20 protein-coding genes are annotated in these 19,042 nt (G+C 70.8%); 8 read left to right on the forward strand and 12 right to left on the reverse strand.

Annotation, left to right across the window (positions count from 1 at the left end; translation table 11 throughout):
* The first annotated feature begins 26 nt into the window (after positions 1-26).
* A complete protein-coding gene (locus ORV05_RS25680; protein ID WP_268754569.1) occupies positions 27-788 on the forward strand; it encodes a hypothetical protein in 762 nt (253 codons plus the stop codon).
* Positions 789-809: 21 nt separating this feature from the next.
* The gene (locus ORV05_RS25685; protein ID WP_268754570.1) at positions 810-1,682 is read left to right on the forward strand and encodes a nuclear transport factor 2 family protein; all 873 of its coding nucleotides are present in this window, start codon (positions 810-812) and stop codon (positions 1,680-1,682) included.
* A gap of 18 nt (positions 1,683-1,700) precedes the next feature.
* On the opposite strand, the gene ORV05_RS25690 is transcribed toward ORV05_RS25685, so the two are convergent.
* On the reverse strand, positions 1,701-2,183 hold the full coding sequence (locus tag ORV05_RS25690) for a winged helix-turn-helix transcriptional regulator (RefSeq protein ID WP_268759898.1): 483 nt from the start codon (positions 2,181-2,183) through the stop codon (positions 1,701-1,703).
* Positions 2,184-2,305: 122 nt separating this feature from the next.
* Between ORV05_RS25690 and ORV05_RS25695 the strand changes: the two genes are divergently transcribed.
* Together ORV05_RS25695 and ORV05_RS25700 are read left to right on the forward strand one after the other, a co-directional pair.
* Positions 2,306-2,977, forward strand: coding sequence for an SDR family oxidoreductase (locus ORV05_RS25695; protein ID WP_326938086.1), 672 nt, complete (start codon positions 2,306-2,308; stop codon positions 2,975-2,977).
* Positions 2,978-3,009: 32 nt separating this feature from the next.
* Positions 3,010-3,435 carry a tautomerase family protein gene (locus tag ORV05_RS25700; protein WP_268754572.1) on the forward strand — a complete coding sequence of 142 codons (426 nt, stop codon included), beginning with the start codon at positions 3,010-3,012 and terminating at the stop codon, positions 3,433-3,435.
* A 20-nt stretch (positions 3,436-3,455) separates the two neighbouring features.
* Here ORV05_RS25700 and ORV05_RS25705 read toward each other — a convergent pair whose 3' ends face one another.
* The 4 genes from ORV05_RS25705 to ORV05_RS25720 all read right to left on the reverse strand — a co-directional run bounded on the left by ORV05_RS25705 (position 3,456) and on the right by ORV05_RS25720 (position 7,251).
* On the reverse strand, positions 3,456-3,731 hold the full coding sequence (locus ORV05_RS25705) for a DUF397 domain-containing protein (protein ID WP_268754573.1): 276 nt from the start codon (positions 3,729-3,731) through the stop codon (positions 3,456-3,458).
* Between the two features lie 99 nt (positions 3,732-3,830).
* Entirely contained in the window at positions 3,831-4,844 is a 1,014-nt protein-coding gene (gene ilvC, locus ORV05_RS25710) for a ketol-acid reductoisomerase (protein ID WP_268754574.1), read from the reverse strand.
* Between the two features lie 41 nt (positions 4,845-4,885).
* On the reverse strand, positions 4,886-5,392 hold the full coding sequence (gene ilvN, locus ORV05_RS25715) for an acetolactate synthase small subunit (RefSeq protein WP_144592135.1): 507 nt from the start codon (positions 5,390-5,392) through the stop codon (positions 4,886-4,888).
* Entirely contained in the window at positions 5,389-7,251 is a 1,863-nt protein-coding gene (locus ORV05_RS25720; RefSeq protein ID WP_268754575.1) for an acetolactate synthase large subunit, read from the reverse strand. The genes ilvN and ORV05_RS25720 overlap by 4 nt, the downstream gene beginning before the upstream one ends.
* A 351-nt stretch (positions 7,252-7,602) precedes the next feature.
* Between ORV05_RS25720 and ORV05_RS25725 the strand changes: the two genes are divergently transcribed.
* Positions 7,603-8,055: a PH domain-containing protein gene (locus tag ORV05_RS25725; protein ID WP_268754576.1), complete on the forward strand. Its 453-nt coding sequence runs from the start codon at positions 7,603-7,605 to the stop codon at positions 8,053-8,055.
* 80 nt (positions 8,056-8,135) lie between these two features.
* On the opposite strand, the gene ORV05_RS25730 is transcribed toward ORV05_RS25725, so the two are convergent.
* From ORV05_RS25730 to ORV05_RS25745, 4 genes are all read right to left on the reverse strand, one after another.
* The gene (locus ORV05_RS25730; RefSeq protein WP_268754577.1) at positions 8,136-8,330 is read right to left on the reverse strand and encodes a hypothetical protein; all 195 of its coding nucleotides are present in this window, start codon (positions 8,328-8,330) and stop codon (positions 8,136-8,138) included.
* Between the two features lie 13 nt (positions 8,331-8,343).
* A complete protein-coding gene (locus ORV05_RS25735) occupies positions 8,344-9,762 on the reverse strand; it encodes an amidase (protein ID WP_268754578.1) in 1,419 nt (472 codons plus the stop codon).
* Positions 9,759-10,505 (reverse strand): GntR family transcriptional regulator, encoded by a 747-nt coding sequence (locus ORV05_RS25740; RefSeq protein WP_268754579.1) that lies wholly within the window; start codon positions 10,503-10,505, stop codon positions 9,759-9,761. Before ORV05_RS25740 ends, ORV05_RS25735 begins: the two co-directional genes overlap by 4 nt.
* A gap of 86 nt (positions 10,506-10,591) precedes the next feature.
* Entirely contained in the window at positions 10,592-12,244 is a 1,653-nt protein-coding gene (locus tag ORV05_RS25745; RefSeq protein WP_268754580.1) for a purine-cytosine permease family protein, read from the reverse strand.
* Positions 12,245-12,463: 219 nt separating this feature from the next.
* Here ORV05_RS25745 and ilvD point away from each other — a divergent pair, with 219 nt between their 5' ends.
* Complete coding sequence (ilvD, locus tag ORV05_RS25750; RefSeq protein WP_268754581.1) at positions 12,464-14,308, forward strand: dihydroxy-acid dehydratase; 1,845 nt, start codon at positions 12,464-12,466, stop codon at positions 14,306-14,308.
* A gap of 121 nt (positions 14,309-14,429) precedes the next feature.
* On the opposite strand, the gene ORV05_RS25755 is transcribed toward ilvD, so the two are convergent.
* Both ORV05_RS25755 and ORV05_RS25760 read right to left on the reverse strand, forming a co-directional pair.
* The gene (locus ORV05_RS25755) at positions 14,430-15,065 is read right to left on the reverse strand and encodes a DoxX family protein (protein WP_268754582.1); all 636 of its coding nucleotides are present in this window, start codon (positions 15,063-15,065) and stop codon (positions 14,430-14,432) included.
* A gap of 48 nt (positions 15,066-15,113) precedes the next feature.
* Positions 15,114-16,028 carry a 2-hydroxyacid dehydrogenase gene (locus ORV05_RS25760; protein WP_268754583.1) on the reverse strand — a complete coding sequence of 305 codons (915 nt, stop codon included), beginning with the start codon at positions 16,026-16,028 and terminating at the stop codon, positions 15,114-15,116.
* Positions 16,029-16,163: 135 nt separating this feature from the next.
* On the opposite strand from ORV05_RS25760, the gene ORV05_RS25765 reads away from it, so the two are divergent.
* Together ORV05_RS25765 and ORV05_RS25770 are read left to right on the forward strand one after the other, a co-directional pair.
* Positions 16,164-17,357: a PQQ-dependent sugar dehydrogenase gene (locus ORV05_RS25765; protein WP_268754584.1), complete on the forward strand. Its 1,194-nt coding sequence runs from the start codon at positions 16,164-16,166 to the stop codon at positions 17,355-17,357.
* A gap of 186 nt (positions 17,358-17,543) precedes the next feature.
* Positions 17,544-18,365, forward strand: a complete 822-nt coding sequence (locus ORV05_RS25770) for a HEAT repeat domain-containing protein (protein ID WP_268754585.1) — start codon at positions 17,544-17,546, stop codon at positions 18,363-18,365.
* Between the two features lie 95 nt (positions 18,366-18,460).
* Here ORV05_RS25770 and ORV05_RS25775 read toward each other — a convergent pair whose 3' ends face one another.
* On the reverse strand, positions 18,461-19,042 hold the full coding sequence (locus ORV05_RS25775) for a hypothetical protein (RefSeq protein WP_268754586.1): 582 nt from the start codon (positions 19,040-19,042) through the stop codon (positions 18,461-18,463).

Raw genomic sequence — 19,042 nt, forward strand, 5'->3', positions numbered from 1 at the left:
ATCGTGATCGATGCGAGCATCGGTGCATGGATCTGCCGCCCGTACCCGCCACCGTCGCCGCCCTGACCTCGGGCGGGGGCCCGAGAGGGGCCGTGGCGCTCGCCGCGGCGTACAGCCGTTTGGAAGACCTCGACGACTGGGACGACCCGGACGACGTGGACGAACAAACCGGCCGAGTCGTCGATCTACTCAAGGAAGCCGAAGCCAACGGCGTCGCCGAGGACGAGACCGCCGAGCTGTGGCGGTATGCCGAACACCTCCAGAGCCGCGCGGCCGAGAACCGGCAGTACCAGGAGGAAATGGCGGCCTACGTCGCCAAGCACGGGACGACGCCGCGAGGGCGGCTCGACGCGAAGCTGAGGCAGGCGCGCGAACTCCACGAGGCCGGGGATCGTGCCGCGGCACTCGCGTTGTTCCGCGAGGTCGCGGAAATCAGCCCCTGGGACAGCGAGTTCAGCGGCTGTCTCGACCGCATCGACACCGGCTGGTGCCGTCTGCTCCACGACGCGGCCCGCGTCGAGGGACCGGCGGCGGCGCGGAAGATCTGGCAAGAAGCCAGGACCCACTACCGGGCGGCAAAGTTCCCCATCACGCCGCACGCCTGGCCGCTGGTCGAACTGCTGCTGGGCACCGGCGTGCCGGACCTCGTCGAGGTCGTCATCCGCGAGTGGATCGAGGCCGCCGAACAGCGCGGCGAGGCGGACGTGCCGGTGACCGAGGACGAGCAGCGGATCTTCGCGCTCGCCCTGGCCGAAATCGAGGGCGCCCGCACTGGACAACCGGAGTGATCAGTCCGTATTTTCGGGAGCATGAGCGACTCACCCCGTGAAGTGTTCTTCCGGCTGTCCGAAGGCATTTCGGACGGCCGCTGGACCGAACTCGGCGACCTGTACGCCGAGGACTGCGTCGTCGAGCACCCCCAGCGCCCCCCGGCGGGCTCCCGGATGACCGGGCGGAAGGCCGTCGCCGACCGGTTCGCGGCGACGGCCGGTTCGATCGAGTTGAAGGCCCGTGACGTGGTGGTCCACGAGACCACCGATCCCGAACTGGTCGTGGCGGAATTCGCCTACCATGGGCGCCACGGCGAGCGCACCTTCCGCAGCGCGAACGTGCAGGTGCTGCGGGTCCGCGACGGCCTGATCGTGCACTCGCGCGACTACCACGACTACCTGAAGATGGCCGCCGCGCGGGACGGGCTGGACGCACTGGCGGCGCAGTACGCGCCGGGGAGCGCGCCGCTGCCCACGTCACCCGAGGTGACCGTCTCCGCCCCCGGGAGCAGCCCGCGCGGGATCATCGAGCGGCTGCTCCACGGCGTCACGAACGGAGAGGGCGCGGCTCTCGCCGGGCTGTACGCCGAGGACTGCCACGTGACACACCCGTTCCATCCGACGGCACCGGTGCTGACCGGCCGCGACGAACTCCGGGCACACTTCGCGCCCGCGCGCGGCGCCCGGCTGCGGGCCCATGACCTGGTCACCTACCAGGGCCAGGATCCGGAACTGATCGTCTCCGAGTTCCGCTACGCCGACCGCGGCGGCCTCTTCGTGCTCTCGAATCTGTTCGTCACCTACATCCGCGACGGCCTCATCACCCGGTCGCGTGACTACGGCGACCATCTCGCCCTCGCCGCGGGCACCAGTACCCTGCCCGAACTGCTGGACGCCGCGCGCGCCGCGTGACCCGCGCCTGGCGGCCCGCTAGCCTCGCCGCCAGGCGGGGTTCAGCCGGATCTCGATGTCGTCGGACCTCGCCTCCGGCGCCGGGTCGGCGGTGGCGCGGACCCGTATCGCACGGCCGGTGTCCGCGTCGACGAACGACAGGGGCGGGCGGCCTTCCTGCAGGTACTTGTCGCCCCATTGCATCAGTGACAGGAACACCGGCAGCAGGTCCTCGCCGGCCTCGGTCAGCCGGTACTCCTCGCGGGCCCGGCTTCCCGGCTCCCGATAGGGAACGGGCGCGACGATCCCCGCGGCCTTCAGCTGTTTGAGTGCCCGCGACACCGCGGGTGCCGAGGTCCCGATCCGCGTCACGAAGTCGTCGAACCTGGTCGTGCCGTAAAAGAATTCCCGGACCACCAGGAACACCGTCTTGGTGCTGAGCAGGTCCAGCACCCGCCCCGCCGAGCATCCGTCACCGATGGACCAGGCATCCCGGTCGCGCAACCGTTCCTCGAACGTCATGGCCACCTCGTCATTGTAACTAATGCTTGCGTTACCCAGCAGGGCGTGGTTCCATCTGGCTAACGAGTACGTTATTCAGATGGAGGGGTGCCGTGGTTTCATTAGCGGGCAAGGTGGCCTTGGTGACCGGGGGGCGGCGCGGACTCGGCGCGGCACTGGTGGACGAGGCGCTGGCGCGTGGGGCGCGAAAGGTGTACTCCACCGCGCGCTCTGGCTACCTCGACGACCGCCCGGAGGTGGTGACCGCCGAACTGGAGGTCCGTTCGGCGGCGTCGGTCGCCGCCCTCGCGGAGGTCGCCTCCGACGTCGAGATCGTGTTCAACAACGCGGGGATCCTGCTGCCGGATCCGCTGCTGACGGGCGATTTCGAGCGCGTCACCGACACGTTCGACATCAACGTCTTCGGGCCGCTGCGGGTGGCGCGGGCGTTCGCGCCGATCCTGGCCGCGAACGGCGGGGGCGCACTGGTGAACATGCACTCGGTGCTGTCCTGGCTGGCCGGCAGCGGCGCCTACGGGGCGTCCAAGGCGGCGGCGTGGTCGCTCACCAACTCGCTCCGGCTCGAACTGGCGGGCCAGAACACCCGGGTCGTCGGCGTGCACGCCGGGTTCATCGACACGGAGATGGTCTCCGCCGTCAAGCTGCCGAAGGCGACCCCGGCCGAGGTGGCCGCGCGGATCATGGACGGCCTTGAGGCCGAGGCCACGGAGGTGCTCGCCGACGACGTCACCGTCACCGTCAAGGCGGCGCTGTCCGGCCCCGTGGAAAGCCTGACCTTCTCAGCCCTCCGCTGACACCAACATCGCGACACTCGAGGAGTACGAACATGCCACTGTGGACCATCCACCACACGCCGGGAATCTTCACCGACGAGGAAAAGCACCAGCTCGCCTCGCGCATCGCGGACCACTACGAACAGGTCGGGCTGCCCCGGTTCTACGTGGTCACGCTGTTCCACGAGACCCGGCCCGAGGACTTCTACGTCGGCGGGAAGCCCACGCCGGCCGGGGTCCGCATCGCCATCGACCACATCGCCCGGCGCAACCCCGACCAGGAGAGCCGGCGCCGGACCGCCCAGTGGGTCAAGGGCATGCTGCGGCCCCACCTCGACCGGATCGAGGGACTGCACTGGGAATTCCACATCGACGAGACCAGCGACGAACTCTGGATGATCAACGGGATCGTACCGCCCCCGGGGGGCTCCGACGCCGAGAAGCTCTGGGCCGAAAGCAACTCGGCGTCCCCCTACTGACCGGCTCCGCCGGGCAGGTCTTAGTCCACGGGAAGGTCGAACTCGCCGTCGCGGGCTCCGGCCACGAAGGCGGACCACTCGGACGGGGTGAAGACGAGCACCGTGCCGTCCGGTTCGGACGACTGCCGCAGCACCGTGTAGGTCACCCCGTCGGTGTGCGGTACCAACGCGAACTCGAGAGCGTCCTCAATGGTCTCGCCGGGTGGTTCGGCACGCTGCCACTCAACGGCATCCCAATCCAGTTCGTCCCGGACATCGGCCTTGTCGTCGGTAGCCCCTTTAGCGCCTGTAGTCATGGTTTCACGGTAGCGCTGCCACCCGGGAGCCGAAACACGACAAGGGGCTCCAGCGTGGACAATCCACGCCGGAGCCCCTTGCCGGACTTGGGCCGCTGGTCAGGCGGTCTCGGTGATGGGACGGTCCACCCAGGACATCAGGCCGCGCAGCTTGCGGCCGGTCTCCTCGATCGGGTGGCGCTCGCCGGCTTCCTGGAGCTTCTGGAAGTTCGGCCGTCCGGCCTCGTCCTCGGCGACCCATTCGCGGGCGAACGTGCCGTCCTGGATCTCGCCCAGGATCTTGCGCATGTTCTCCTTCACCTCGGGGGTGATCACGCGCGGGCCGCGGGTGAGGTCGCCGTACTCGGCGGTGTCCGAGATGGAGTACCGCATGCGGGCGATCCCGCCCTCGTACATGAGGTCGACGATGAGCTTGAGCTCGTGCAGGACCTCGAAGTAGGCGATCTCCGGCGCGTAACCGGCCTCGGTGAGCACCTCGAAACCGGTCTGCACGAGGGCGGAGGCACCACCGCAGAGGACGGCCTGCTCACCGAACAGGTCGGTCTCGGTCTCCTCCTTGAAGGTGGTCTTGATGACACCGGCCCGCGCCCCGCCGATGGCGGCCGCGTAGGACAGCGCCAGCGCCTGCGCGTTGCCGGAGGCGTCCTGCTCGACCGCGATCAGGCAGGGCACGCCCTTGCCGTCGACGAACTGGCGGCGCACCAGGTGCCCCGGGCCCTTCGGGGCCACCATCGCGATGTCCACATTGGCCGGCGGGTTGATCAGGCCGTAGCGGATGTTGAAGCCGTGCCCGAAGAAGACGGCGTCGCCGTCGGACAGGTTCGGCTCCACGTCCTCGGTGTAGATGAAGCGCTGCTTGGTGTCCGGCGCCAGGATCATGATCAGGTCGGCCTCCTTGGAGGCCTCCGCCGGGGTGAGCACCCGCAGGCCCTCTTCCTCGGCCTTCGCGCGCGACTTCGACCCCTCCGGCAGACCGATGCGCACATCGACACCGGAGTCACGCAGGCTCAGCGCGTGGGCGTGGCCCTGGCTGCCGTACCCGATCACGGCGACCTTGCGACCCTGGATGATGCTCAGATCGGCGTCGTCGTCGTAGAAGATTTCGACTGACATGAGGGGAACTGACTTCCTTTCGGTTTTCTGCGTTCGTGGTGCTAGCGCGGTGAGGTGGCGGTGATGGAACGGGCGCCCCGGCCGACCGCGACCATGCCCGACTGCACGATCTCACGGATACCGTAGGGCTCCAGCATCCGCAGCAGCGCGCCGAGCTTGTCACCGGTGCCGGTCGCCTCGATGGTCAGCGCCTCGGGTGACACGTCGACCACCTTCGCGCGGAACAGCTGCACGGTCTCCAGCACCTGGCTGCGCACCGTGGCGTCGGCTCTGACCTTCACCAGCAGCAGCTCGCGCTGCACGGACGTGGACTGCTCGAGTTCCACGATCTTGATGACGTTGACCAGCTTGTTGAGCTGCTTGGTCACCTGTTCGAGCGGTAGCTCCTCAACGGCGACCACGATCGTCATCCGGGACACCTCGGGGTTTTCCGTGGGCCCGACTGCGAGGGACTCGATGTTGAAACCGCGGCGGGAAAACAGCCCGGCAACCCTGGCGAGCGCCCCGGGCACATTCTCCACCAACACGCTCAGCGTATGCGTGCTCACTTGGTCACCTCGTCGTCGTCGAAGAGCGGGCGGATCCCGCGGGCGGCCATGACCTCGTCGTTGCCCGCCCCGGGGCCGACCATCGGCCACACCTGGGCATCCTTGCCGACCACGAAGTCGATCACGACGGGACGGTCGTTGATCTCCATCGCGCGGCGGATGACGTCGTCGACGTCCTCCTTCGTCTCACACCGCAGCCCGGCGCAGCCCAGCGCCTCGGCCAGCAGGGTGAAGTCGGGGATGCGGTGCTTGTGGGTACCGAGATCGGTGTTGGAGTACCGCTCGGCATAGAACAGGTTCTGCCACTGGCGAACCATGCCCAGATTGCCGTTGTTGATCACGGCGACCTTGATCGGGGCGCCCTCGATCGCGCAGGTGGCCAGTTCCTGGTTGGTCATCTGGAAGCAGCCGTCGCCGTCGATCGCCCACACCGCCTTGTCGGGCCTGCCGAACTTCGCGCCCATCGCCGCGGGCACCGCGTAGCCCATGGTGCCGAGGCCGCCGGAGTTGAGCCAGGCGCGGGGCTGCTCGTAGCGGATGAACTGGGCCGCCCACATCTGGTGCTGCCCCACGCCCGCGGCGTAGATCGCGTCCGGGCCGACGAGCTTGCCGATCCGTTCGATCACGTACTGGGGCGAGAGGGTGCCGTCGGCGGGCCACTCGTAGCCCGCGGGGAAGGTCTGCCGCCATGCGTCGATCTGGGTCCACCACGCGGTCAGCTCCGGCGCGCCGGAGCGCTCCGTCTCGGCCTTCACCGCCTCGATGAGGTCCTTGATGATTTCGGCGCAGTCGCCCACGATCGGCACGTCCGCCTTGCGGTTCTTGGAGATCTCCGCCGGGTCGATGTCGGCGTGCACCACGGTGGCGTCCGGCGCGAACGAGTCGAGGCGCCCGGTCACCCGGTCGTCGAAGCGGGCACCGAGGGCGACCAGCAGGTCGGCGCGCTGCATCGCGGCGACCGCGGCGACCGTGCCGTGCATGCCGGGCATGCCCAGGTGCTGGGGGTGCGAGTCGGGGAACGCACCCCGCGCCATCAGCGTGGTCACCACCGGGATGCCGGTCATCTCCGCCAGTGTGCGCAGCTGCTCGGAAGCCTCCGCCTTGATCACCCCGCCACCGACGTAGAGCACCGGCCGGTGCGCCTGCGCGATCAGCCGGGCCGCCTCACGCACCTGCTTGCCGTGGGGCCGCAGTGTGGGCCGGTATCCGGGAAGGTGCATCTCCGGGGGCCACGAGAAGGAGGTCTGCTCCTGCAGGACGTCCTTGGGGATGTCCACCAGCACCGGGCCGGGGCGGCCGGTGGAGGCCAGGTGGAAGGCCTCCGCGATCACCCGCGGGATGTCCACCGGGTCCTTGACCAGGAAGTTGTGCTTGGTGATCGGCATGGTGATGCCGCAGATGTCGGCTTCCTGGAAGGCGTCGGTGCCGATCAGGGACCGGGTCTGCTGCCCGGTGATCGCGACCACCGGAACCGAGTCCATGTTGGCGTCGGCCAGCGGCGTGACCAGGTTCGTCGCGCCGGGGCCGGAGGTGGCCATGCACACCCCGACCTTGCCGGTGGCCTGGGCGTAGCCGGTCGCGGCGTGCCCGGCGCCCTGTTCGTGGCGGACGAGGACGTGACGCACCTTCGTGGAGTCGAGAAGCGGGTCGTAGGCCGGCAGAATCGTGCCACCCGGAATGCCGAACACGACCTCGACGCCGACCGCCTCGAGCGAGCGCACCAGCGACTGCGCACCGGTGACCCGTACCGGCGTACCGGCGGGCGGCGCGGGCTTGGGGCGGGCCCCGAGCTGGGCGGGCGACGCGGGAGCCGGCGCTTGGCCGGCCTTTGTTTCCGATCGCGGGGTGGCGCTTGTCATCTGTTCTGCCTCGTCGGTCTCGTGGGGGGTGTCACTCGTTCGGGTGGGCTTGGTCGGGTTTGCCGCTCGGGCAACAAAAAACCCTCGCCGACCACAAAGGTCGCACGAGGGTCGCGCGTCGACGCAGCGGGCTTCGTCCCCTAAGCGTCGACGCGCCGGGGAAGTACGAGGCCGTTCTGCGATGTCACGGGCACGACGTTAACGGCTCGTTGCAACGAGTGTCAACTCTGCGGGATCGTGATCCCGGATACTGGGCAGTCCCACAGTCGGACGCCCGGTGGTTCCCCGCGGGCCGTCCGGGAGAGGACCCCCGTCTTCGCCGGGGAGGACCGCGCGGTGCACCATCTTGGGGTGGCCGACAAACAGCCCGAGCCGGGCCGGAAGGCGGTGTTCCGCATCCCGGGAACCGCGTTCCTCGCGATCGTGTTCCTGATGGTGTGCCTGATTCCGGTGTCCTTCAACGGGGTTCCGGGCCTGTGGGCGCTCTACCTCGTGCCGCTGGGCCTGATCCTGTTCGTGGTGCGCACCCGCACCGTGGCCACCGCGCAGGGCCTGGCGATCCGCACCATGCTCGGCCACCGCGACCTGCCGTGGGAGGCGCTCAAGGGCCTGGCCATCACCAAGCGGTCGAAGGTGCGTGCCGTGCTGGGCGACGGCAGCCAGATCACGCTGCCCACCGTGCGCCCCCGGCACCTGCCGGTCATCTCGCTGGCCAGCGGAGGCCGGGTGAAGGACCCCAGCGGCCTCACCGACGACATCACCCCCGAAGACCTCGCCCCCGGCGACTCCCCCGGCCAGGACTGACCGCCGCTGCCCGTGCCCTGAAGGTCGCCTGCAAACAGGGCCGTGAGGGACCCCCTCACGGCCCTCGTCCGCCGCTCGGGTCAGGCCGACCAGTCCTCGATCCGGGCGGAGGCGCGGAAGCGCAGGGCCGGGTCGGCGTAGCGGGCGGCGCTCACCTCGTACAACGCGTCCACGGCCGCGCGCTGCGGTCCGTAGGCGGCCGCGTAGGCGGCGATCTCGGTTTCCGACGCGGGCAGTTTCGCGGCGGCGAGCAGGGTTTTCAGCACTTCGATCATCGCGGGATCCTTCTCAGGCGGCGGCGGGCAGGGCGGGGGCGGGGACGCGCAGGTGCCAGTCGGTGCTCTGCTGGAAGGCGTCCCCCGTGCGCAGGAGGACGGCCTCCCCGAAGGCGGGGCCCGCCAGTTGCAGGGACAGCGGCAGCCCGCCCGCGGTGAAGCCCATCGGCACCACCAGGACCGGATTGCCGACGCTGTCCCAGTACGGCGTGTGGATCAGCTGGAACAGCCCGGCCACGTCGATCTGCCCCTCGGGCCCGGTCAGTGACTCGTAGCTGGGTGCCCCGACGGAGATCGCCGGGCAGGCGATCACGTCGACGGTGGAGAACAACCGCCCGATCGCGTCCTGCGCGACCCGTCGCACACGCTGCGCCTGCACGTAGTCCGCGCCGGACACCTGCGCGCCGAGCGCCAGCATCGCCCGGGTGGCCACGAAGTAGTCGTTCCACCTGCCGGACAGATCGGTCCGGTGGTAGGCGAGCGCCTCGCAGCCCATGGTGATCATGTCCGCGGTGATCATCTCCTGCCAGTACGGCAGGGTGACCTCCACGACCGTCGCGCCCCGCGCCGTCAGCACGGCCACCGCGGCGTCGAACACACCCTCCAGCGCCGGGTCGCTGCCTTGCGGGAAGTGGTGCTCCCGCACCACACCGATGCGCAGCCCCGTCAGATCGCCGTCGAACTCCGGCGCGCTGAACGGGGCGTCCACACAGTCCGGGTCGCTGGCGTGCGGCCCGGCGATCACCTCCAGCACGGCCGCGCAGTCCCGGGCGCTGCGGGCCAGCGGCCCGACGTGGTCGAGGCTGTATCCGAGCGGCACACAACCGGACTTCGGCACGCGACCGAACGTCGGCATCAGCCCGCTCACCCCGCAGAACGCGGCCGGGATGCGGATGCTGCCCGCGGTGTCGGTGCCGAGGCCGGCCAGGAACATCCCGGCCGCGACGCCGCTGCCGGTGCCGGAACTGGACCCGCCGGGCCAGGTGTCGGGATTCCACGGATTGCGCGGGATGGGGAACGGTTTCGCCGGATCCGGCATGCCCACGGCGAACTCCATCGTCGTCGTCTTGCCGGTGATCACCGCCCCCGCGGCCTTGAGCCGCGCCACGGACGGCGCGTCCTTGCCCGCGCCCCAGGCGCGGTCGAGCACCAGGCTCTGTGCCGTCGTCGGCCCCTCCGCCATGGCGAGGATGTCCTTGACGCCGAAGGGAATGCCGTGCAGCGGTCCCCGGTCCACCCCCTGCGCCAGTTCGGCGTCGGCCGCCGCGGCGCGTTCCAGGGCGTACTCGTCGAACCGGGCGAGGTAGGTGCCGAGCACCGCGTCGGAGGCGTCGGCGGCGGCGATCGCGGCCTCAGTCAGCCGCACCGAAGTGACGGTGCCCTGGCGCAGTGCCTCGGCGGCGCCGGTGAGGGTCTGGGGCAGCTCGGTCATGAAAACTCCTTGCGGGTGCGCCACGCGCGCGAGACGAACCGGAAACGCTCGCCGCGGGTGTGGATGAAGGCCAGGTCGAAGGGACGGCCGTGGGGGTCGTAGATGATCTGCTCGCTGATGATCAGCGGGGCGCCCACGCGGACGCCGAGCGCCGGAGCCACCAGCGGGTCGGCCGGTTCGCAGCCGAAGATGAACTCCGATTCGGACAGTTCGACGCCGGCGTCGGCCAGCAGGGCGTACCAGTCGGACACGAACGGGGTGTCACGCACGCGCGCCGCCTCGGGGAACAGCACGTAGTTGGTGACCAGCCCGACGGGCTCCTCCTCGTGCAGCGCGACGTACTCCAGGCGCAGGCAGGGGGTGCCTTCCGGCACCGCGAGGCGCTCGGCGACGGTGGCGGGCGCCTCGACCACCGAACGGTCGAGCACGCGTGGCCGCATGCGCCGGTTGAACACGCTGTCGCGGCTGGGGGCCATCACGCCATGGGCCTCCGGCAGTGCGGTGTCCACCGGCTGCACCACCACGTGCGTGCCGATGCCCTGGACGCGTTCGATGAGCCCCTCGGCCCGCAGCAGGGCGAGCGCCTCCCGCACCGTGGCGCGGGTGGCGTGGTGGGAGGCCATCAGATCGGCTTCGCTGGGCAACTGCCCGTCGGGATACCGGCCGCCCTGCACGGCCGCGCGCAACATGTCCCGCAGGCGGCGCACCTCGTGCGCCCGCTGCCGCCGTGAATCGGAGGTCATTCCGGGGGACGGTAAGTACCCGGCGTTGCCCCCCGGTCTCCGCAAGATCACCTCGCCGTTAAGCGGGGCGGCGCTGGTGGAGACGCTCATGCCACCTCCAGCGTCTCGGCCTCGGGCGAACGGGTTCCGGGCAGGCCGAGCGGGACCGCGCCCTTCGGCGGACGCCAGGCGCTGGGCTTGCAGGCGTCGTGGCACCGGCCCTCCGTGGAGCAGCACAGCGAGCAGATGGTGCCGCCATGGAACGGGCAGGTCGCCATGTCGGCCACGTCGTAGTCGCCCTCGCACACCGAACACGGCAGTTCGGCCGCGTCCTCCGGCAACTCGGAGACCCGGGCGACGTACCAGCGCCCCTTGGTCGCCAGTGCGACGACCGGGGGCAGCACGAGCGCCACGGCGAGCGCGATGAACGGCGACAACGCGGCGGCGGCCGCCCCGAAGGCGCCGTAGTAGGCGATCATCGACACCGCGCCCGCCGCGATCATCGAGCCGAATCCGACCGGGTTGACGTGGTAGAGGTGCGCCCGGTGGAACACCAGTTCCGCCGGGGCGAGCCTGAGCAGCCGCTTGTTGATCACCTGGTCGGAGACCATGGCGGCGATCCAGGCCACGCCGATGTTGGAGTACCAGGCCAGCACCTCCACGATGTGGCTGAAGATGTCGATCTCCATGAGCACCAGCGCCAGGCCCACCTGGAGGAACACCCAGGCGGCGCGGCCGGGGTGGCGGTGCAGCAGGCGGGAGAAGAAGTTCGACCAGGACAGCGAACCCGAGTAGGTGTTCATGATGTTGATCTTGATCTGGGACAGCAGCACCAGCAGGCCGGCGAGGACCAGCGCGACGGTGTGGTTGCCGGTCAGCCGCTCGTAGACCACGGTGAACAACTCCACCGGAACTCCGACCTGTTCCGCGCCGACCTTCGTGGAGGCGTAGCCGACCAGCAGCGTGGAGGCGAAGAAGATGCCGACGGCGAACAGGGCGAACCCGGGGCCGCCCATGATCACCGCGAGCCGCCACCGGCCCCGGTTGCCCTCCGCGGGGTCGGGCATCAGGCGCAGGTAGTCGCCCTGCTCGCCCACCTGCGTGGCCAGCGACAGTTGCGCGGCTGCGATGGTGAACACGGCGAGCACGGTCAGTCCGGCGCCGCCCGCCGGGGAGACCGTGGCCGGGTGCACCATGTCGTGCCCGGCGTCCGGCGCGGTCGCCGCGGTGCCCAGCGCCAGTCCGATCAGCGCGATCCAGACCGGCCAGGTCCAGGCCTGGAACCTGGCGCTGAACGACATGCCGTACAGGGTCAGCGGGATCATCACCGCGGACACCACCACGTAGGACAGGTGGATCTCCAGGTGGGTCAGCGCGGTCACCGCCTGCGCCATGATCGCGCCCTCGTAGGCGAGGAAGATCAGCGTGTACGTGGCGTACACCAGCGAGGTCAGCGTGGAGCCGAGGTAACCGAAGCCGGAACCCCGGGTCAGCAGGTCTATGTCGACGTGCTTGCGCGCGATCGCGAAGGCGATCACCAGTGTCAGCGGCAGCGTGACGGCCGCCGCGACGGCGAAACCGACGAGCGCGTTGGCGAAACCGAACGCGTCCACGAACGCCGCGTCGAGTGCGTAACCCGCCATCGCGGAAATGCCGACCAGGCAGGACAGGAACACCATCCAGGGCGACCACTGGCGAAACGCCGCCGGGGTGTAGCGCAGCGAGTAGTCTTCCATCCGCGGGTTATCGGCAAGCCCCATAATCCGCTCCCTTCGTTCGGTGGGGGAGGCGAATGCGAAAGCTAGAAATGGGTTATTGCCGGGATGTATCCGGTTTCCCCGCGCCCCGTTACGCCGGATGCCGGAACGGTCGCAGCGCTACCGACCTGCGTTTTCCCACATGTTGGGCACGGTTTCGCCGGATACCGGCCCGCCCCGGCCGCCGGGGCGGGCGCGCGGTGCCCGGCGTAACCTGATTGCATGCCTCAGTTGCGTTCCCGAACCACCACCCACGGCCGCAATGCCGCGGGCGCCCGCTCCCTGTGGCGGGCCACCGGCATGACCGACAGCGACTTCGGTAAGCCGATCGTGGCGATCGCCAACTCCTACACCCAGTTCGTGCCCGGCCACGTACACCTCAAGAACCTCGGCGAGATCGTGGCCGAAGCGGTGGCCGAGGCCGGCGGGGTGGCCCGGGAGTTCCACACGATCGCGGTGGACGACGGGATCGCCATGGGCCACGGCGGCATGCTCTACTCGCTGCCCTCGCGCGAGATCATCGCCGACTCGGTGGAGTACATGGTCAACGCGCACCAGGCGGACGCGCTGGTGTGCATCTCCAACTGCGACAAGATCACGCCGGGCATGCTCAACGCCGCACTGCGGCTCAACATCCCCACCGTGTTCGTGTCCGGCGGGCCGATGGAGGCGGGCAAGGCGGTCGTGGTCGACGGGGTCGCGCACGCACCGACCGACCTGATCACCACGATCTCGGCCTCGGCCAACGCCGCGATCGACGAGGAGGGCCTCGGCGTCGTGGAGCGCTCGGCCTGCCCGACCTGCGGCTCCTGCTCGGGCATGTTCACCGCGAACTCGATGAACTGCCTCACCGAGGCGCTGGGCCTGTCGCTGCCCGGGAACGGCTCCACCCTGGCCACGCACGCCGCCCGCCGCGCGCTGTTCACCGAAGCGGGCCGCACCGTGGTGGAACTGGCCAAGCGCTGGTACGGCGAGGACGACGAGAGCGCGCTGCCCCGCTCCATCGCGAACAAGAAGGCGTTCGAGAACGCCATGGCGCTGGACATGGCCATGGGCGGTTCGACCAACACCGTGCTGCACGTCCTCGCCGCCGCGCAGGAGGGCGAGGTCGACTTCACCATCGACGACATCGACGCGATCGGCCGCCGGGTGCCCTGCCTGTCCAAGGTGTCCCCCAACTCGGACTACCACATGGAGGACGTGCACCGGGCCGGTGGCATCCCGGCGATCCTCGGTGAGCTGAACCGCGCCGGCCTGCTGAACAAGGACGTCCACGCGGTGCACTCCCCCAGCCTCGAGGCGTGGCTGTCCACTTGGGACATCCGGGCCGAGTCGCCCTCCGCCGAGGCCGTGGAGCTGTTCCACGCGGCGCCGGGCGGGGTCCGCACCACCGAGGCGTTCTCCACCTCGAACCGCTGGTCCTCTTTGGACACCGACGCGGCGGGTGGCTGCATCCGCGACATCGAACACGCGTACACCGCCGACGGCGGCCTGGCCATCCTGCGCGGCAACCTCGCCGAGCGCGGCGCGGTGATCAAGTCCGCGGGCATCGACGAGTCGCTGTGGGTCTTCCAGGGCCCCGCGCGGGTCGTGGAGAGCCAGGAAGAGGCCGTCTCGGTCATCCTCGGCAAGAAGATCCAGCCGGGTGAGGTGCTCGTGGTCCGCTACGAAGGCCCCGCGGGCGGCCCCGGCATGCAGGAGATGCTGCACCCGACGGCGTTCCTCAAGGGCGCGGGCCTCGGCAAGAAGTGCGCGCTGATCACCGACGGCCGGTTCTCCGGTGGGTCGTCGGGCATCTCGGTCGGGCACATCTCCCCCGAGGCCGCTTCCGGCGGCGTGATCGGCCTGGTGCAGGACGGGGACCAGATCCTCATCGACGTGCACCAGCGCAGGCTCGAACTGCTCGTCGACGAGGAGGTGCTGGCCGAGCGGCGGTCGAAGATGGAGACGAGCGAGCGGCCGTGGCAGCCGGTCGACCGGCAGCGGCCGGTCACCGCCGCGCTGCGGGCCTACGCCCGGATGGCGACCTCGGCCGACACCGGCGCCGTCCGCGACGTCAACCGCTAAACCCCATCGAAAACGGCCGTGAGGGACCCCCTCACGGCCGTTTTTGCCGTTGGCCGGTGAATCCGGGGTGTCAGTGGTGCCGCGGGGGCGGACCCCGGGCCCCGGCCGGCGAATCCGGGGCTCAGCGGAACAGCGAGAGCACGATCGCCATCGCGCCGGCCGCCAGGACGAAGCCCACGAAGCCGAACGGCACCGGGCGGCGCCGCCAGGGGGTGTTGACGTCGAGGGAGATCCGGCCCGGACCGGTGAACAGCAGCGCGAGCGCGATCCCGCCGAGCACCAGGTGGTACTCGAAGCCGGAACCGGCGGCGTTGCTGTCGAGGAAGAACCCGGCGCGGTACTCCAGGTACACCACGTTCGCCGTGATCGCCAGCAGCGCGCCCGCGGCCGCCGGGGTGAACAGCCCCAGGACCAGCAGGCCACCGGCGACGATCTCGGTGACCCCGGCGACCCAGGACAGCGCGGTGGTCTGGCTGGTGTAGCCGTGCGCGGCGAGGATCCGGGCGAACTCGGCGATGCCCGGACCGGAGAACAGGCCGAACACCTTCTGCAGGCCGTGGGCGCCGAGGGCGCCACCGAGCACGATCCGCAGGATCAGCAGGCCGAAGTCCAGCCCGCCGTGCCAGCGCGCGGCCCGGTCGTCGTCGTAGGCCAGGCGGTCTTCCGGGTCCGGGAGGCCGGCTCCGGGGTCCTGCGGGTCGAAGTAGCCGGACTCCGTGAACAGGCTCGGCCGGGCGTACTCATCACCTTGGGTCACGCGCGCAGAGTAGGCCATCACGCCCGCCCGGCATAGCGGTTCGGCGCGTCAATATTCGCCGTGCACCAGATTGTGGGGCAGTTCGCCACCGGCGTAGCGCGCGATCTCCGCGGCGGCCACCGCGTAGGAACGCCGCTGCAGGCCCCGCGTCGCCCCCGCGACGTGCGGGGTCAGCACGAGGTTCGGGGCCGTCCACAAAGGATGTTCCGGGGGCAGCGGCTCGGGATCGGTGACGTCGAGGGCGGCCCGCAGCCGCCCGGAGGTCAGTTCCGCCAGCAACGCGGGGGTGTCCACGACCGGGCCCCGGGACACGTTGACCAGTACCGCGCCGTCGGCCATCGCGGCGAGGAACGCCGAGTCGGCCATGCGGCGGGTCCGCGAGGTCAGCGGGACCATGAGCACGACGACGTCGTGGGTTCCCAGCAGAGAGGGCAGCTCCGCCACGCCGCGCACCCCGGGGCGGGCCCGCAGCCCCACCATCGTGGTGACCGCGTCGAACGGCTCCAGCCTGCGGCGCAGCTGGTTGCCCAGATCGCCTGCCCCCACGATCAGCACCCTCTTGTCCTGCAGGGTGTCGGTGGTGTGCCGGTGCCACCGGTGGGCTGCCTGGTCGGCGGCGAACTCGCGCAGGTCGCGGAACATCGACAGCAGGGCCGCCACCACCCATTCGGCGGTGCTGCCGCCGTGGGCCCCGCGGCAGGTGGACAGCAGGACCCCGGCGGGCAGCGCACCCACCCAGTCCTCCGCCCCGGCGGACAGCAACTGGATCAGCTTCAGGTTGGGCAACTGCTCGAACAGCGTGCCCCGCTCGCCCGCCCGGTGCGTACCGGGGATCAGCACCTCCGCCCCGGCCGCCTCCGGTGGCAGCGGAGCTCCCCAGGTGTAGCGGACCGTCCGCACACCGGGGATCTCGGCGAGGGCGCGGACGCCGTCGTCGTCGGGAACCAGAACGGTGATGGTCATGATCACCACCGTATCGCCGCGGTGACGCCCTCGCGGCCGGTGCGATGTCCGCTCACCGCACCCGATCGGGGCCCTGGCCCGCCTCGGGCAGGCACTTACCGGTGTCTCACGCGCGCCCGCCTAGGCTTGAGTCCTATGCGTGTTCGGTTGGGGAGGACGTGGGGGGCCGCGCCGTGGCTGCTGGCCACTGCCGTCCTGCTCGCCGGATGCGCGCGCTTCGACGATCGCGCATCCGGGCAGAGTTTCACCCCCGCCCCGGAGCTGACCGCCCCCGCGGGCCCGCAGCCCCGACTGCCCGAGATCGACGGCACCTCCCGCACCAATCCCCGGCCCGGCGGCACCCCGACCTCGATCCCCCCGCCCCAGGGCTGCACCGACTACGACAAGGCGGTCGTGGCGACCTGCCTGGACACGGTGTCGGCGATCGCCGCGCTGCCGGGCGGCGGCTCGGATCCGGGGGCGCTGGCGGCGGAACGCCGCAGCGGCCGGATCATGCAGGTCTCCGCCAACACCAAACCCGTCCAGCTGGCCTCGCTCAAGGTCGACGCGACCGGTGACGGCGGGCTGACCGGGCTGGCGCTGTCCCCCACCTTCGGCGAGGACCAGCTCGTCTTCGCCTACATCACCACCGCCACGGACAACCGGGTGGTCCGGCTGACGAGGGGCCAGCAGCCCAAGCCGGTGCTCACCGGTATCCCGAAGGGCGCCACCGGCAACCGCGGTGCGCTGGCCGTCGACGGCAAGGGCGCGCTACTGGTGGCCACCGGGGACGCGGGCAATCCCGCCGCGGCCGCCGATCCCCGCTCGCTGGCGGGGAAGGTGCTGCGCATCGACACCGCGGGCAACGCCGCGCAGGGCAACCCCGCTCCCGGCAACCGGGTGATCGCCGGCGGGCTGCACTCCCCCGGCGGGATCTGCAAGTCCGGGGATCTGACGCGGCTGTGGGTCACCGACCACGGCACCATCGACGCGCTCTACCGGGTCAATCCGGGTGCCGCGCTGTCCGCGCCCGCCTGGACCTGGCCGGACCGGCCGGGGGTGGCGGGCTGCGCGGACGGCGGTCAGTCGGTGCTGGTCGCCACCGCGGGCAGCGCCGTCCAGCAACTGCCGCTCACCGCGGAGGGCGCCGTCGGCGGCACCCCGAAGCCCCTGCTGGACGGCAAGAACGGAACGGGTTACGGGCGCTACGGCGGCCTCGACCCGATCGACGGGCAGTTCGCCTTCATCGGCACGGTGAACAAGGACGGCGGGCAGCCCGTGTCCAGCGACGACCGCGTGGTCGTGATCCAGCTCCAGCCGAATCCCAACGGCGGCAGCGGCAAGGACTGACCCCGCCCGGCACGGGGCCTTCGAACCACCGGCCCGGCGCCGATCAAGGAGTCACTCGTCCTCGGCCACCAGGCCCCTGCGTCGTTCTTCCCGCACGAGGGCAACCCTGGTCAGCCGTGGGGTTCTCCGGCGAAAGCTGTAAAAACTCGTGCATGTGGTGCGCGGGGGTTGCCGTACCGTGGCGGCGTGGACGTGGAACCGGGTGAACTGGTCGACCGGGCTGCCGCCGTCTCCGACCCCGAGTCCGACGAGTACTGGGGACTCATCCGCCGCCTGCACGATCGCACGGACCGCGCCGTGTTCGACGTGGCGCTGACCGCCGCCCGATCGACGGAAATCCGGCGCCGGCTGGTCGGCCTCGATGCGCTCGGCCAGATCGGGTACGCCGCCGACCGGCCTTTCCGGGCCGAGACACTGGCCGCGCTGCTGGCCGAGGCGGCACAAGCCGCCGACGACCGGCTGATCGCCTCGGCCGTGACCGCACTCGGCCACCTGTCCGACCCGCGCGCGCGTCCCGGCATCCTGCGCCACGCCGCCCACCCGAGCAAGGAGGTGAGGTTCGCCGTCGCGGTGGCACTGCCCGGTGCGACGGACGCCGACGCACCCGACGCCGACGTCGTCGAGGCCCTGATCCGCCTGACCCGCGACCCGGACACCCAGGTGCGGGACTGGGCCACCTTCGGACTCGGCACCCAACTGGACGCGGACACACCGGCCGTCCGCGCGGCCCTGACCAACCGCCTCGACGATCCCGACGGCGACACGGCCGGGGAGGCTCTGCTCGGGCTGGCCCGCCGCCACGATCCGCGGGCCCTGCCCAGGGTGCTGGCCTGGCTCGACGACGACCCCGGCAACCTGATCATCGAGGCGGCCGGGGAACTCGCCGCCCCCGAGTGCCTGCCGGCGCTGCTGCGTCTGAAGGACCGGGATGACGGCGGAGACAACGCATGGTCGGCAGGACTTGACGAGGCCATCGCCGCCTGCGCGTCCGCCCGGCCGACGGGTTAGCGGTTTCCCGTGAGGGGACCCCTCACGGTCGTATTTGCTGTGAGGAGCCCCCTCACAGCAAAGTCCGGTCGGTTACGGATTGCCGCGAAGCGCTGTCAGCGACCGCGGCGTGACGGGGACGGCGCGAGAGCGCGCCTGGAGGCCCGTACGTCGAGCACGGCCACGGCCAGGGAGGCGAGCCCGCCCAGCATCCCCAGGTAACGGCCGAGACCACCGTAGGCCCCGACGCCGCCCTCCTGAAGGACCACCGACGCGTCCTCGCCGTGCACACGGTCGATGGAATGCCAGAGCACGCTGTCCATGGCCAGCCAGCCGAGGACCATCAGGACCACGGCCACCGCCGCGGCCATCAGCCACAGCTGCGGCAGGCCGCTCACCCGCGCCCGGCGGGACTGGCCGAACAGCACCACGGCCAGCCCCGTCAGCACCAGCAGCAACGGCCCCGCCCAGGCGAGGAACCCGGTGGCCCAGGCGTCGCGCGCGACCTCACCGGCCGGCACCTCGCGCAGGGCCTCTTCGGCGATCTGGTTGCGGGCCGCCAGGTTCGTCCAGGGCAGGAACAGCGCGGCCACCGCGACCGCCCCCGCGGCGAGCGCGGTCCACTCCCGCCAGGAGACCCGGCCGGGCGAGAACCAGCCCGCCCGCGGCGCGGGAACGGCCCCGGTCCGGCTGCCCAC

Source organism: Amycolatopsis cynarae, assembly GCF_026802195.1.
Taxonomy (GTDB): Bacteria; Actinomycetota; Actinomycetes; order Mycobacteriales; family Pseudonocardiaceae; genus Amycolatopsis_E; species Amycolatopsis_E rhizosphaerae.